The organism is Flavobacterium rhamnosi (assembly GCF_048286515.1).
Classification (GTDB): Bacteria; Bacteroidota; Bacteroidia; order Flavobacteriales; family Flavobacteriaceae; genus Flavobacterium.
The window spans coordinates 135,415-151,876 of the sequence record NZ_JBLVPS010000006.1 but is presented as its reverse complement, the minus strand read 5'-3'; the positions used below and the strand labels follow the sequence as shown (position 1 = coordinate 151,876).

Here is a 16,462-nt window from a genome sequence, read left to right as displayed (position 1 = left end):
CTACATTTGTTAGTCATCTAAAAAATAATATTTGAAATTTTTCCTCCACACTTTTCGGTACTTCAGAACACAAATATTTTTATCTTTTTCATCAATGATCGTTTTGATAATTGTTTGGTTCATGTTGTACCTGCATATCGACCGCAAAGTAGATTATCTGAATAACTTCACTTACAGATCGTACCGGGTTTCACAAGAGTTTACCGCTAACATCAGAAATTTTCAAACCTTTTTGTTGTTTGGATATAAGGAAAAAGACTTTTATCTGAATCATAGCCAAAAAGATCTTAAACTATACATCGACAATTTAAAAAACCAAAGAAAGGAAGTTGATCTGATTTTCAAAGAATCCAAAGAACTGAACATCGGAAACAATCCCGCTATGACACATCTTTCTAACGAAATAGATATGCTCTATACTATTGCAAATCAGTTTAAAGCAACAGCACTAATCCGCGGATTTAAAGATCACGGAATAGAAGGTGAGATGAGAAATAAAGCCCATTTTTTAGAAAAAAAGTCTTCACTAGACAAAATTACTTTACTGCAGCTTCGCAGACACGAGAAAGACTATATGTTACGTTCAGACGATGCCTCCATCCAAAAATTTAAAGATTTGTATTATGCAACTTTAAAAGAAAAGAACATTGATTCAGTAACCAGGCAAGTTCTTACAGCCTATAAAAATAACTTTGATTCTTTCGTGAAATTGAGTTCAAAACTGGGCGTTTCTCAAGATCAGGGTTTATATGGAAAAATAAACAAAATGAATGAGGCTGTTGAAAATTCCTTTGTCCAGATTATAGCTCATAACAAAAAAAGAAAAAATGAATTAGAAGAAACCTTATTCTATTCTCAATTATGCCAAACACTGCTCATGACACTAATTGCTTTAGTATTGTGCATCTACATCTCTAAATATTTCACAAAAGACATTAAACTACTTTCATTAGATATTTCAAATTATATAAAATCCAATTTCAAAGAACCGGTATCCAATTTACACCATAAATCATCAATTAGGGAAGTTGATTTCTTATTAATGAGTTATGGAATATTGAAAGAGAAGCTATCTGAAAATATTATTTTTTTAGAAAAGAAAACAGAGCAGGCGAATAAAATAGCAACCTTCAAAACGCAATTTCTCGCCAATATGAGCCACGAAATTCGTTCGCCTCTTAATGGTGTTATCGGAATGCTAAACATGCTTAAAACAAGTACATTAAATACTGAACAAACGGAATATATTGAAATTGCCGAACACAGTGCCGAACACCTTTTGGGTATTGTAAATATGATTTTAGATCATTCCAAAATGGAGGCCGGTAAAATGAAGGTAGAACAATATCCCATCAACCTTAAAAAAGAACTCACCAAACTCATCCGTTTATTTGAATACCGAATAAATGATAAAAACATAAAATTGCATTTTATTTACGACAACAAAATCGTCAATAGCATCCTTGGAGATAATCTAAGACTGCAGCAAGTATTGATTAATCTAATTGACAATGCAATTAAGTTTACAACACATGGCTATGTTAAACTCGAAGTGAATTTATTGAATCAAACAGATGATTTACAGTATTTAAATTTTAACATCATGGATTCCGGCATCGGCATAGATGCTGATAAAACGGAACAGATGCTTTTAGCATTTGAGCAAGCCGACTTAACAACCACCCGAAAATACGGTGGTACGGGATTAGGTTTAACAATTGCTAACCAGTTAGTACAACTAATGGGAGGAACTAAATTAAATATTAAAGCTTTAGAAAGTGGCGGATCCAGTTTTAGTTTCGAAATACCGTTCAAAATAAATACCACTATAATTCCTATTGAAAACAACATCGCAACTCAATTTAACAATCAGAAAGAAACGCTCATTACTAAAGCATTAATTGTTGAAGACAATTTAATAAATCAGAAAGTATTGTACAAACTTTTGAATAAACTGAATATCCCTTCTGATATTGCAGTTAATGGAATAGAAGCCGTTTCTATGTACACTGAAAATGATTACGACATCATTTTTATGGACTTGCACATGCCTGAAATGGATGGGTTTGAAGCAACAAAAAGAATACAGTCCTCTCTTAAATATCAGATAAACGCGATACCAATCATTGCTGTAACAGCAAGTGCATTTGATGAAGATAAAGTATCAGCAATCTCAAAAGGAATGGATGATTTTATCACTAAACCGGTTGTTTTAAAAAACCTGGAAGAAATAATTGCTAAACAAAAGCAGTTCCAGATCTAACTAATAAACCCATTAATCAAAACCATCTTTTTCTCTTGAATAAAAACACCCCTAAAGCAGATAACAAAACGGAGATGAAAATGACAATCCATATTCCATATCGATTATCTTCTAAATCATTAGGTACGTTCATTCCATACAAACTGGCCATTAGCGTTGGAATCATCAGAATAATAGAAATGGAAGTCATCTGCTTCATAATAGTATTCATATTATTAGAAATCACCGAAGCATACGCATCCATTGTCCCTGTTAAGATGTCGCTGTAAATATTCGTGGTTTCCTGTGCCTGACGCAATTCAATTTCAACATCTTCCAACAATTCTAAATCAAAATTTTCTTTTTGGGATTTTATATTCTTGATTCTGTGCAAGAGGATATCATTCCCTTTCAGGGAAGTCATGAAGAATACCAGACATTTTTCTATTTGAAGTAAGGCTTGCAACTCTTCATTTTTAATTGATTTTTCCAGATTGTCTTCTGCCAACTTAATTTTTTGATTGACCTGTTTAAGGTATTTTAAATACCACACACTCGAAGACAGCAGCAATTTCAATACGAGATCAAAGTTATCTTTTATATTAATATTCTTGCGTTTGGTGTACGTTACAAAATCGGTAAGCATTTCAGTTTTTTGGAAACTTATAGTGATACAGACTTCCCCTTTAAAAATAACCCCGACAGGAATTGTATGAAAAGGCAATTTGATATCATTACTCTTCACCGGAATTCGCATGATAATCAAAGTCCAGCCATTCTCAATTTCTATTCTTGGTCTTTCGTCAATATCTTCAATATCATTATAAAATGCTTCGGGGATTTGCAATTCCTCCAGTACATATTTTTTTTCTGGTTCGGTTGGACATTCAATATTTATCCAACAGTTTGGGGACCATTCTTCAGTGGCAATTAATCCGACATTGTTTTTGTAAAAAGCTCTCATTTCAAAATCATATAGGTTTATTTATAGCATTTTGAATGATCTGTCAAGTGCTATATTAATTTAACATTTCCGAATAATAATCGTCCATTTTAAAGGTCTGTTTTTTTTTGTGCTGCAAAAGTATTCTTTATAACTTGTTACCGTAATCAATCCGCAGAATATTAAGCGTTTTTTAAGAAAAAAAGCCTTAAACTTTCGCTTAAGGCTCTATAGAGTATAGTAAACTATTTTACGATTTAGCAATTCTCATTTCTCTTGCCAAAAGTGTATTTTTCAATAACATCGCAATTGTCATAGGTCCTACTCCACCGGGAACCGGAGTAATAAAAGATGCTTTTTTGCTTACATGTTCAAAATCAACATCACCGGTAATTACATACCCTTTGTCATTTTTTTCATCAGGAACACGCGTAATACCAACGTCAATTACAACAACTCCGTCTTTCACCATATCCGCTTTTAGATAATTGGGAACACCAAGAGCGGTGATAATGATATCGGCCTGAATAGTAATTTCTTCAATGTTTTTAGTGTAGCTATGCGTCAAGGTTACCGTTGAGTTCCCCGGAAAACCTTTTCTTCCCATCAAAATACTCATCGGACGACCTACAATATGACTGCGTCCAATAACTACGGTATGTTTCCCTTTAGTCTCCACGCCATATCTTTCTAACAATTCGAGAATTCCGAAAGGCGTTGCAGGAATAAAAGTAGTCATATCCAATGCCATTTTTCCAAAATTCTCCGGATGAAATCCATCAACATCTTTACTTGGATCCACTGCCATCAATACTTTTTGCTCATCGATTTGTTCCGGAAGCGGCAACTGAACGATAAATCCATCAATGTTATCATCTTCATTCAACTCTTTAATCTTATTCAGCAATTCAATTTCAGTTGTAGTACTTGGCATTTTTACCAAAGTCGACTCAAATCCTACTCGTTCGCATGCTTTAACCTTACTTCCAACATAGGTTAAACTGGCACCATCATTACCTACAATTACTGCAGCTAAATGAGGCACTTTTTCCCCATTGTTTTTTATCTTTTGTACTTCGGCAGCGATTTCACTTTTAATATCTTCTGCTGTTTTTTTTCCGTCTAGTAGTTGCATTTTTAAAATTGTTTAAAGGTTAAAGTTTAAAGTTTTGAAAACCAGAAACTTTAAGGTTTAGTAGTGATTTATTTTATAAAAAAGTTAAGGTTCAAAAATTCAAAAAATGAACTTTTAAACCTCCAATAAATAATTAGCGCATTCCCGGCATACCGCCTTGCATGCCACTCATCATTTTCATTAGATTTTTCCCTCCAGGTCCTTGCATCATTTTCATCATCTTACTCATTTGCTCGAACTGCTTCATCAATTGATTGACTTGCTCTATTTTTGTTCCGGAACCTTTTGCGATTCTAGCTTTTCTTTTTACGTCAATTAGAGCTGGCTTACTTCTTTCTTTAGGCGTCATCGAATGAATGATTGCTTCAATGTGCTTGAAAGCGTCATCTTCAATTTCAACATCCTTCATGGCTTTTGAAGCACCTGGTATCATTCCAACCAAATCTTTCATATTACCCATTTTCTTCACTTGTTGGATTTGAGACAAGAAATCATCAAAACCAAATTCGTTTTTAGCGATTTTCTTTTGGATTTTTCTTGCTTCTTCTTCATCAAATTGCTCTTGAGCTCTTTCTACCAAAGACACAACATCTCCCATTCCAAGGATACGTTCAGCCATACGAACAGGATAGAATACATCAATAGCATCCATTTTCTCCCCTGTACCTACAAATTTAATTGGTTTATTAACAACTGATTTAATTGAAATTGCAGCTCCACCACGAGTATCTCCATCTAATTTAGTAAGGATAACTCCATCGAAATTCAATCTTTCGTTGAAGGTTTTTGCAGTATTTACAGCATCCTGACCCGTCATGGCATCAACAACAAATAAGGTTTCATGAGGCTGAATTGCTTTGTGAACACGTTCGATCTCATTCATCATTTCCTCATCCACGGCCAAACGACCTGCTGTATCGACAATCACTACGTTGAAACCATTGGCTTTTGCGTGTTTGATTGCATTTTGAGCAATTTCTACAGGATTTTTATTCTCTGGTTCAGAATACACCTCTACTCCTATCGAATCTCCGACAACATACAATTGTTGAATAGCGGCAGGACGATAGATATCACAAGCTACCAATAATGGTTTCTTATTCTTTTTGGTCAACAAATAATTCGCTAATTTTCCTGAAAAAGTAGTTTTACCAGACCCTTGTAAACCCGACATTAAAATAACCGTTGGAGTACCAGAAAGATTGATTCCGGCAACATCCCCGCCCATTAATTCAGTAAGCTCGTCTTTGACCAGCTTTACCAATAATTGTCCAGGTTGAAGCGTGGTTAATACGTCTTGACCAATTGCTTTTTCTTTTACTTTGGTGGTAAAATCTTTAGCGATTTTAAAGTTAACATCGGCATCAAGTAAAGCTCTACGAACCTCTTTTAATGTTTCAGCTACGTTTACCTCGGTGATTTTTCCGTGACCTTTTAGTATGTGAAAGGCTTTGTCTAGTTTATCGCTTAAATTATCGAACATGATTTTTTATTTTATTGAAGTGCAAAGATAAACTAATTAGATAATTAGGCAATCAGATAATTAGATAATTGATAAAGTGAATTTCAATTAATTTTACCAAAAAAGCGACCTCAATTTGAAGTCGCTTTGTATTTGAATAATTCTATTTTATTACATTCTTTCCGGAACACTAATTCCTAACAATCGGAAAGAAGCAGCGATGGTATCAGCCACTTTTTTAGACAATTGCACTCTGAATATTTTTTTCTGTAAATCTTCTTCTCCAAGAATTGGAACAGCCTGATAGAATGAATTGTATTCGCGCACCAAATCGTAGGTGAAGTTTGCCAATAAAGCAGGACTATGATTATGGGCGGCATTCTGAATTACCTCAGGAAACAACTCCAATTGTTTCAATAATTCTTTCTCTTTTTCGTGCAAGGTCACCATTTGTGACACATCAGAAAAATCGAAATTAGCCTTGCGAATAATAGATTGAATTCTGGCATACGTATATTGAATAAACGGCCCTGTATTCCCTGCAAAATCTACTGATTCTTCCGGATTGAAAAGGATTCGTTTTTTTGGATCTACTTTCAAAATATAATATTTCAAAGCACCCAAACCTATCGTATTGTATAATTTTGCTTTTTCTTCAGCAGAATAGGTATCTAATTTACCTAAATCTTCAGCAATTTTCTGTGCTGTATCGGTCATTTCCTGCATCAAATCATCGGCATCGACAACAGTTCCCTCACGGCTTTTCATTTTTCCGGAAGGTAAATCTACCATTCCATAAGACAAATGAAATAGATTTTCTGACCAGTCAAAACCTAATTTTTTCAGGATAAGAAACAATACTTTAAAATGATAATCCTGTTCGTTCCCTACTGTATACACCATTCCTCCAACATCTGGATAATCTTTTACACGCTGGATCGCTGTTCCAATATCCTGGGTCATATAAACTGCAGTTCCGTCAGAGCGAAGTACAATTTTTCTATCTAAACCCTCATCGGTTAAATCTATCCAAACTGAACCATCAGGATCTTTTTCGAACACACCTTTCTCAAGACCTATCTGAACGACATCCTTACCTAACAAATAGGTATTGCTTTCATAATAAAAACAATCAAAATCAACCCCTAAGTTTTTATACGTAATGGCAAAACCATCATAAACCCACTGGTTCATTGTTTTCCAAAGATCAATCACTTCTGTATCGCCAGCTTCCCATTTCAACAGCATTTCCTGTGCTTCCAGAATAATCGGCGCTTGTTTTTTCGCCTCTTCTTCCGTTTTTCCGGCACTCATTAATTGGGCAATTTCTTCTTTATACGCCTTATCAAAAGCAACATAAAAATTTCCGACTAATTTATCTCCTTTTAAGCCTGTGGATTCTGGTGTTTGTCCGTTTCCGAATTTTTGCCAGGCCAACATAGATTTACAAATATGAATTCCTCTATCGTTGATGATTTGAGTTTTATAGACTTTCTTACCTGAAGCTTTTATAATTTCAGCAACAGCATATCCTAAAAGATTATTACGAACGTGACCTAAATGCAACGGTTTATTCGTGTTTGGTGAAGAATATTCCACCATTACAGCTTTATCTTCCGGATTTGGCGTAACGAAACCAAATTTTGTATTGTCTCTGATTCCATTGAAGAAATCCAAATAATATTCATCGGAGATGACAATGTTTAAAAATCCAGAAACGACGTTAAAACGACTCACTTCGGTTACATTTTCCACCAAATAGTTACCAATTTTAGTACCTAATTCTACAGGATTACTTTTTATAACTTTTAACAATGGAAAAATCACCATAGTAATATCACCCTCAAATTCCTTCCGAGTGGTTTGAAATTCAACTTTGTCAATAGCAATGTCAAATAAAGCGAGAACCGCTTTTTCAATAGAAGGCGTAAGAATTTGTGATAATGTCATTTTATGTATTTATTTTAAGGTTGCAAAGATAGTTATAATGCATCAATTTGAAAATTGGAAAACAATATAATTTCCTACGCATAACATGGTATAATCATTTACTTTTTACAGTTCAGCTCTTTTTTTTAAAATAGCTGTAACAATTTAAACATTAAAGAGTCTATTAGATAACTTTTCAAATATTCAATTTAAATAAAAATTATATTGCATAAAATAGTACTATGTAATACATGTTATTTAAAATAAATATATACCTTTGCAGCATCATCATCAAATCAATTTTAATCAAAAATCAAAAATCATGAATCTCAAATTAATAGCACTTTGTTTATTGGGAGCGGTGCTTCCGATACAAGGCCAAACTTCGGTCAAACCAATTCTTCTCGAAAATCCAGGAACTATTTCCGGAAAGGTTATTGACAAGAAAACCAACGAACCACTACCTTATGTAAATATTATAGTTAAAGAAGAAAACAAAATAGTTACCGGAGGCATAACTTCAGACAAGGGAACGTTCCTTATCAAAAATCTCGATTTAAAAAGCTACACAGTAGAAATACAGTTTATAGGCTACAAAACCGTTTACAAAACAATTTCACTAACTGCAAAAGGAAAGACAGCGGACTTAAAAACAATCTCTTTAGAGGAAGATGCTATCCAATTAGAAGGAGTCGAAGTGGTAAATGAACGCTCTACGATTGAACAAAAGATTGATAGAAAAGTAATCAACGTTGGTAAAGACTTATTATCTGCAGGAGCTACTGCTGCAGAAATCATGAACAACATTCCTTCGGTAAGTGTTGATCCGCAAACCAATGCGATAAGCCTTCGCGGCAATTCAAATGTCCGAATATTAATTGACGGAAAGCCTACTAATATTGATGCTTCACAACTGCTCCAACAAATCCCTTCTACCTCCATCAAGCAAATTGAATTGATCACCAATCCTTCTGCTAAATACAATCCGGAAGGAATGAGTGGAATTATCAATATTGTATTGAACAAAAACAGTAAAATTGGTTTTAACGGAAGTATCAATAATGGCGTAACCTTTGGAAAAACACCAAAATTAAACTCTTCAGTAGATATGAATTACAGAACCGGAAAGTTCAATATTTATGGAAATTACGGATTGAATACCGGCAAGCAGTCCAATCGTGGATTTATTAACACATTAGAGCCTGGTGAGGAAGATTTTCAAAAATTTACTTTTGTAAACAACAATACTTCTCATTTAGCAAAAATAGGATTTGACTTTTATTTGAATGAAAAAAATACTATTTCCTTCTATACAAACCATAACATTTTCAATGGCAGTGGCGATTCTAAAACCACAGTTGATTTTGTCAATCCTGCAAAAGAAGACATTACACAATTGTTCAACAATGAAAAGGATAATTATTCCCAGACCTATAACTTAGATTATAAAAAGAACTTCAAAAAAGAAGGCCATTATATAGAACTCGAAGTCAACTACAACACTAACAACAACAAGGAACTCGGTGTTTTTAACACTCCTGCAACCAATTACATTACCAATGTCGGCAATAACACCTTAATTAATTTAGATTATACAGACCCAATATCAGAGACTGCTAAATTAGAATTGGGATTAGAAACCAGAATTGAAGATACCCGAAATAAGTTTCTTTTAGACAATGCCTACAATTCCGATTTCGCTTATGATAGAAATATATATTCTGCCTATGCAACCTATTCAAAACAATGGGGAAAATGGAGTGCACAAGCAGGGACCCGATTTGAAAAATACAATGCAAGCGCCCTGTTCAGGAAGGTAAATGAGAATGATGCCACTTTCGAAGATGATTTATTCACACTTTATCCTTCCGGATATATCAACTACTCCCCTAGTGAAAAAAACTCTTTTAACCTGAGTGTTTCCAGACGTGTGGACAGACCAAGCATCAACCAGGTAAATCCTATTCGTGAATGGAGTACTCCTCAGGTTGATTCCGAAGGAAATCCGGAACTTTTCCCGCAGTTCACTAATTCATATGAATTGAATTACACGCGAAAAACAAAAATAGGCTCCATTACAACCGGTGTATTTTACAGAAGAATAAACGATGAAATTACAAGAACACTTTACGAAAGCCCGACTGATCCTTCAAAACAAATTCTATCCTATGCCAACCTGAATGACAATAATGCGTATGGTTTTGAAATATCCGGAAATTTAGATTTTAAAAAATGGTGGAGTGCCAACATCAGTTTTGATGCGTATAATAAAAAAACAAAAGGGGTTGTTGCTGATGAATTTATAGAAGTAGATGTGACTACTTTTAACACCCGAATCAGCAATACGTTTAAACCTTCTAAAAACCTTCGTCTTCAGTTATCAGGAATGTACAGGGGACGTGATTTAGGTTTGCAATTTGAAAGACAGCCCATGTATAAAATAGATTTAGGGTCGAGCTATACAATTTTAAAAGGAAGCGGAACCATAACAGCCCGATTCAGTGATGTATTCAATACTATGAATTTTGCTTTCGACGGTACTAAACCAAAAAGACAAGAAGGACAATTCAATTGGGAAAGTCAATCAGCATATGTTGGATTCAATTATCGCTTTGGCACAGGAAAAAACAAAGCCATTCAACGAAAACAACGTGACAAAAATGAAACCCAAGGTAGTGGTGGGCTTTTATAGATTTTAGTTTTAATAGTTTGTTGCACAAAGAAAAACCCGGAGTATGCCAACTTCGGGTTTTTTGATTTTAATTAATACGCTTGCAACTAATCGTACAAAGTGATTACCATTTTATAATAGCGCTTCCCCAGGTAAATCCGCTACCAAAAGCAGCTAAAACGACAGTATCTCCTGCTTTTATTTTTCCTTTTTCCCATGCTTCGGTCAAAGCAATTGGAATAGAAGCCGCTGTTGTATTACCATATTTTTGAATATTATTGTACACCTGATCGTCTGTCAAACCGAATTTCTTTTGGATAAATTGAGAAATTCTCAAATTCGCCTGATGCGGGATTAGCATATCGATATCCGAAACCTGCAGATTATTAGCTTGCAAACCTTCGTTAATAACTTCTGAAAAACGAACCACTGCATTTTTGAACACAAACTGTCCGTTCATATAAGGGAAATAACTTTCATCATCCGGGTCATTATCTGCCAAAATATCCGTAACCCAACGACCTCCCATTCCTGGTGCTTTTACAATTAATTCCTCTGCGTGCTGCCCTTCGGAATGCAAGTGAGTCGATAAAATTCCTTTGGTCAGATCTTCTTCTCTGCTCAAAATAGCAGCTCCTGCTCCATCTCCAAAAATAACCGAAACTCCTCTGCCTCGAGTCGTCATATCCAAGCCGGCCGAATGTACTTCAGAACCAATCACCAAAACATTTTTATACATTCCTGTTTTGATATATTGATCGGCAACTGACATAGCATAAATAAAACCGGAACATTGATTTCTGACATCTAATGCCCCTACAGTTCTAAGACCTAAATCCCGTTGCACCAAAACTCCTGGACCTGGAAAATAGTAATCAGGACTTAAGGTCGCAAAAACTACAAAATCAATATCTTCCTTAGCAAGACCAGAGCGCTCTATAGCTATCTCAGCCGCTTTTACTCCCATTGAAGTCGTGGTATCTTCCCCTCTGACAATATGCCTTCTTTCCTGAATACCTGTTCGCTCTTGAATCCACTCATCATTCGTGTCTATAATTTTCGACAAATCGTCATTGGTAACAATATTGGAAGGAACATAAAATCCTAATCCTGCTATTTTTGAATGATACATAGTTTTGATATTTTATTAAAATCAAGGATATAAATCTAACGATACGTTAAATACTAGGTCCCAAATTACTACTTTTTTAGTAATATGCAATTTATATTTTTCAGAAGTGATTTCCAGTCGCAGGCTATGCTTTTTGTTCTTATAAAAACGATAGCAAAAGAATTTTGTTTCCGCAAAACCTAAGGATTCCTACTAAAAAAACAGCATTTGTTTCGTCGAATCGCTCTATCACGCCAGCATTAATGTCACTTCCTGATTCAATTCTAATTCTGAATCGTGTTCAAAGAAAATAGCCCTTCTTTCAAATGCCGCTTTAATCAAATAATGACTTCCTTTAAAATAACATTGTTTCACAACCACTTGCATCATTCCGTTATCGACCATTTTCAATTGATGTGGATATAACAAAAGGAGTTCGTCATCATCATCTTCAATATCAATTAATTGCGATAATTTCAATTCATTTACTTCCCCAAAAAGAGAGGCAATATATTTATTGACGGGATATTCATATAACTCTTTTGAGTTTCCTTTTGCAACCACCTTCCCATTTTGAATCACAATCGTTTCATCTGAAAAAGACAAAGCATCAGTACTGTCATGCGTGGCAATAATACAGGTAATTCCTTTTTGTTTTAAGTAACTGAACAAATTCCTGCGCAAGGAATTTTTCCTAAACGAATCAATTTGACTAAATGGTTCATCCAGCAAAATTATTTCTGGCTCCAGTGCCAACACTCTTGCCAAAGCGACTCTTTGTTGCTGCCCGCCACTTAGGTATTTGGCTTTTACTTTTGCAAATTCTGTCATTTCGACCATTTCCAAAAGCTCCTGAACTCTAGCCCTTTTTTTATCTTTATAAATATTAGACAAAAACTTCCCTACATTTTCTTCAACGCTTATGTAAGGCATTAAATCGAAATCCTGAGCTAAATATTTAATGTACTCTTCACCTGGAATAAGATTGTGTTTCGGGCCAAGTATGTGTTTATTGTTATAGGTTATTTCTCCTTCATCCAAATCGTATAATCCGTATATCAATTTCAATAAAGTGCTTTTACCGCAGCCACTTTCACCAATAATAGCCGTATTGTGACCTTTGGCAATGGTAAAACTAACAGCTTCAATAACGGGTTTGTCGATATAGGTAAAGGATATGTTTTTTATCTCGAGCATCATTTTTATTTAAGAGCGCAAATTTACAATGTTTAGGGATTAAGTCCATCTGTGGAGGAGTAAAAATTAAACACAATATTAACCTAAAATGAAAAAAAAAAAATATGTTTATGACATCTCGAAATTGAACAAGACCATCGTTTTATAGAGGGATGATGTGTATGGGACATTATTTAAAGTATTTGTATCAGCCATAAGAACAATAAGTGGAACTTAAGTTCTACAGCTGAGTTTGTTGAAATGATAAAAAAATAGAGAAGCCGATTACAAAAGCGGAAAATCTAAAAGTATAAATAACAGATGATCCGAATGACATACCAGGAAGTTTAGGATTGAAGTAATGTGGGAAGCAAAAAAGGATATTTCAACTCAACGGGCCTAAATCTGATACGCTGTAAATTATTATAGTGTCCTAAAATAGTCTTTGCCCCAAGTTTACAAATTCGGACACAAAAAAAGGCTGCTTCGTGAAGAAACAGCCCATTATATATAGTATTGCGATGCTTAGTTTTTCACTTCAGCTTCTGCCTCTTTAATCATTTTTTCATTTGCAGTAATAGCAAATTCAACACGACGGTTTTGGCTTCTACCTTCCGCTGTATCATTTGAAGCAACTGGATCAGCTATACCTAAACCGGTAACTTGAAATCTGCTTGAAGAAACACCTTTGTTCACTAAATAATTTCTAACAGATGCCGCTCTCTCTCCAGAAAGTTTTAAATTATATTTCGCTGTACCAGTAATATCTGTATACCCGTAAATAGTAATATTTGTATCAGGATACTCTGCAAAAACAGGAACCAACTTATCTAAGTTTGTTTTAGCCTGGGTAGTCAAAGAAGATTTATTTGTATCAAAACGCACTGCATTTTCATTCAAAACTAATTTGATACCTTCTCCTACACGAACTACTTCAGCTCCTGGAAGCGCAGCATCGATTTCTCTTGCTTGTTTATCCATTTTGTTACCAATAACTCCACCGGCAACTCCACCAACAACTCCTCCTAATACCGCTCCAAGTGCACCTTTTCCTCCTTTTCCTAGGTTATTCCCTAGAATTCCTCCTAATACTGCTCCACCAGCAGCTCCTATTGCAGCTCCTCTTTGCGTTTTATTGGTGTTTTTTAATGCTTCACAACTTGTAAACATTGAACCTATAATCATTATTGCTGCTATTGCAACTATTGAAATCTTTTTCATATCTGTCTTTATTATTAGTTAACTTTATTAAATTGGTAAACAACATTGGTCATTTTTCCACCTACATCAATTTTATCGATCAATTGAAAAGAAGACTCTGTTTGGTTTGCAACGGTAAGGATGTAACCTTCTCTAACTTTTCTGGCTTTTTCTCCGGCGTACAGCACTTTTAGAATAAACTGACCATCTTTATTTACAAACCAAGTAATTGGTGAGTTAAATGCAGTACAATTTGCTCTTGTCAAAGCCATATTTCCTTTGTTATTATTTGAAACAAATTTCCATGTACTTCCAACAAAACATTCTGAATCGGCAATTTGAAAAGAATTCACTTTAATATATTGTGAACCTGGATAAGTCACAGAGCTGATTTCCCAGTTTCCTTTCATTGCAACTTGCGCTTTGTTATCTGTATTTGTACCTGTTACCGATTTTGACTTACAGGCAAACATCGAAACAGCTAATATGCATATTAAAATAACTTTTTTCATTTTCTAAAATTTAATGAATTAATACTTACACAAAGATACAAAGCAAACAAGCCAAATTTGTTTCAGAATTAAATTATTTTATTTCAAAATTAACAGTTCCGACAATTTGTCACTTCTCTCTTAATTGGTATCTTATTTGACTAACTAGTTCCAAATTCAAACTTAAAAATTCAAAATATGACAACTGGAAAAATTAATGTTTCGGTAGAAAACATCTTTCCCCTAATCAAGAAATTCTTATACAGTGATCACGAAATTTTCTTGCGTGAATTGATTTCAAATGGGACTGACGCTACTTTAAAATTAAAACATTTAACAAGCATTGGCGAAGCCAAAGTAGAATATGGCAACCCCATTATCGAAGTAAAAATCGACAAAGAAGGTAAAAAACTGCACATTATCGATCAGGGTTTAGGAATGACAGCCGATGAAGTAGAAAAATACATCAATCAGGTAGCTTTTTCTGGTGCTGAAGAATTTTTAGACAAATACAAAGATTCTGCAAAAGATTCTGGTATTATCGGTCATTTTGGTCTTGGTTTCTATTCTGCCTTTATGGTTGCTGAAAAAGTGGAAATTATCACTAAATCTTTCAAAGATGAGCCTGCTGCACACTGGACTTGCGACGGAAGTCCTGAGTTCACATTAGAGCCTGCTGACAAGACCTCTCGTGGAACCGAAATTATTTTACATATAGCGGAAGATTCTTTAGAGTTTTTAGAAGATTCTAAAATCAATCAGTTATTAAACAAGTACAATAAGTTCATGCCTATTCCAATTAAATTTGGAACTAAAACGGAGAAAATTGAACAAAAAAAGGGTGAGTTTGTTGAATCTGAAAACAAAGAAGAAGTTTTTACGGAAGTAGAAGTTGACAACATTATCAACAACCCTACTCCAGCCTGGACAAAACAGCCAACGGAATTATCGGATGAGGATTATAAAAACTTTTACCATGAATTGTATCCAATGCAATTTGAAGAGCCGTTATTTCACATTCATTTAAATGTTGACTACCCATTTAATTTAACCGGTATTTTATACTTCCCAAAACTGGGTTCTGATTTACAAATTCAGAAAGATAAAATTCAATTGTACCAAAATCAGGTCTACGTAACGGATAATGTAGAAGGAATTGTACCTGAATTTTTGACAATGCTTAAAGGTGTAATTGATTCACCGGATATCCCATTGAATGTATCGCGTTCGGGATTACAAGCTGATGCTGCCGTTAAAAAAATATCGAATTACATCACCCGTAAAGTTGCCGATAAACTAAAATCTTTATTCAACGAAAACCGTGAAGATTTCGAAAAAAAATGGAACGACATTAAAATCGTTTTAGAATACGGAATGCTTTCTGAGGATAAGTTCTATGAAAAAGCAGGCACTTTTGTGCTGTACCCTAGCGTTGATGACAAGTACTACACCCTTGAAGAACTAAAAGAAAAACTGGCTGCCAATCAAACCGATAAAGACGGAAAATTGGTTGTTTTGTATGCTGGAAATAAAGAAGCGCAACACTCTTATATCGAAATTGCGAAAGACAAAGGATATGAGGTTTTATTACTTGATTCACCGATTATCTCTCATTTAATTCAGAAAATCGAAGGTGACAATAGCGGCATGACTTTCGTACGCGTGGATTCAGATCATATTGACAATTTAATCAAGAAAGAGGAAGCAACCATTTCTAAATTATCTGAAGAAGAACAAACCAATTTGAAAACAGTTTTAGAGACTATAGTTCCTAAACAAAACTATTCTGTACAATTGGAGGCAATGGACAGTCAAGCGGCTCCATTCATTATTACGCAACCAGAATTCATGCGTAGAATGAAAGAAATGAGTCAGTCTGGCGGTGGTGGAATGTTCGGAATGGGTAATATGCCAGAAATGTACAATTTGGTGGTAAATACCAATTCAGATTTGGCTACAACCATTCTGGCTACCGAAGACAAATCAGCTCAGGAAAGTTTGGTAAAACAAGCACTGGACTTAGCTAAACTTTCACAAAACCTATTAAAAGGAGAGGCGCTAACGGCTTTCGTTAAAAGAAGTTTTGACATGATAAAATAGCT

At 34.7% G+C, this 16,462-nt stretch carries 11 protein-coding genes; 3 read left to right on the top strand and 8 right to left on the bottom strand.

Features of this window, described 5'->3' with window-relative positions; genetic code table 11:
• The first annotated feature begins 94 nt into the window (after window positions 1–94).
• Window positions 95–2,263 carry an ATP-binding protein gene (locus ACNQGN_RS07315; RefSeq protein ID WP_417987180.1) on the top strand — a complete coding sequence of 723 codons (2,169 nt, stop codon included), beginning with the start codon at window positions 95–97 and terminating at the stop codon, window positions 2,261–2,263.
• A gap of 16 nt (window positions 2,264–2,279) precedes the next feature.
• Here ACNQGN_RS07315 and ACNQGN_RS07310 read toward each other — a convergent pair whose 3' ends face one another.
• The 4 genes from ACNQGN_RS07310 to argS all read right to left on the bottom strand — a co-directional run bounded on the left by ACNQGN_RS07310 (window position 2,280) and on the right by argS (window position 7,732).
• Complete coding sequence (locus tag ACNQGN_RS07310; protein ID WP_417987179.1) at window positions 2,280–3,206, bottom strand: magnesium transporter CorA family protein; 927 nt, start codon at window positions 3,204–3,206, stop codon at window positions 2,280–2,282.
• Window positions 3,207–3,435: 229 nt separating this feature from the next.
• On the bottom strand, window positions 3,436–4,320 hold the full coding sequence (locus ACNQGN_RS07305) for a bifunctional 5,10-methylenetetrahydrofolate dehydrogenase/5,10-methenyltetrahydrofolate cyclohydrolase (RefSeq protein WP_417987178.1): 885 nt from the start codon (window positions 4,318–4,320) through the stop codon (window positions 3,436–3,438).
• A 133-nt stretch (window positions 4,321–4,453) separates the two neighbouring features.
• The gene (ffh, locus tag ACNQGN_RS07300) at window positions 4,454–5,803 is read right to left on the bottom strand and encodes a signal recognition particle protein (RefSeq protein ID WP_417987177.1); all 1,350 of its coding nucleotides are present in this window, start codon (window positions 5,801–5,803) and stop codon (window positions 4,454–4,456) included.
• A gap of 150 nt (window positions 5,804–5,953) precedes the next feature.
• On the bottom strand, window positions 5,954–7,732 hold the full coding sequence (gene argS / locus ACNQGN_RS07295) for an arginine--tRNA ligase (protein ID WP_417987176.1): 1,779 nt from the start codon (window positions 7,730–7,732) through the stop codon (window positions 5,954–5,956).
• Window positions 7,733–8,033: 301 nt separating this feature from the next.
• On the opposite strand from argS, the gene ACNQGN_RS07290 reads away from it, so the two are divergent.
• On the top strand, window positions 8,034–10,403 hold the full coding sequence (locus ACNQGN_RS07290; protein WP_417987175.1) for a TonB-dependent receptor: 2,370 nt from the start codon (window positions 8,034–8,036) through the stop codon (window positions 10,401–10,403).
• Between the two features lie 103 nt (window positions 10,404–10,506).
• On the opposite strand, the gene ACNQGN_RS07285 is transcribed toward ACNQGN_RS07290, so the two are convergent.
• The 4 genes from ACNQGN_RS07285 to ACNQGN_RS07270 all read right to left on the bottom strand — a co-directional run bounded on the left by ACNQGN_RS07285 (window position 10,507) and on the right by ACNQGN_RS07270 (window position 14,381).
• Complete coding sequence (locus ACNQGN_RS07285) at window positions 10,507–11,514, bottom strand: 3-oxoacyl-ACP synthase III family protein (RefSeq protein ID WP_417987174.1); 1,008 nt, start codon at window positions 11,512–11,514, stop codon at window positions 10,507–10,509.
• 228 nt (window positions 11,515–11,742) lie between these two features.
• Window positions 11,743–12,690: an ABC transporter ATP-binding protein gene (locus ACNQGN_RS07280; protein ID WP_417987231.1), complete on the bottom strand. Its 948-nt coding sequence runs from the start codon at window positions 12,688–12,690 to the stop codon at window positions 11,743–11,745.
• Window positions 12,691–13,194: 504 nt separating this feature from the next.
• Window positions 13,195–13,890, bottom strand: a complete 696-nt coding sequence (locus ACNQGN_RS07275) for a YiaD family glycine zipper/OmpA-like lipoprotein (protein ID WP_417987173.1) — start codon at window positions 13,888–13,890, stop codon at window positions 13,195–13,197.
• Window positions 13,891–13,904: 14 nt separating this feature from the next.
• Complete coding sequence (locus ACNQGN_RS07270; protein WP_417987172.1) at window positions 13,905–14,381, bottom strand: lipocalin family protein; 477 nt, start codon at window positions 14,379–14,381, stop codon at window positions 13,905–13,907.
• A 177-nt stretch (window positions 14,382–14,558) separates the two neighbouring features.
• Between ACNQGN_RS07270 and htpG the strand changes: the two genes are divergently transcribed.
• Window positions 14,559–16,460: a molecular chaperone HtpG gene (gene htpG / locus ACNQGN_RS07265; RefSeq protein ID WP_417987171.1), complete on the top strand. Its 1,902-nt coding sequence runs from the start codon at window positions 14,559–14,561 to the stop codon at window positions 16,458–16,460.
• Window positions 16,461–16,462 lie beyond the last annotated feature (2 nt).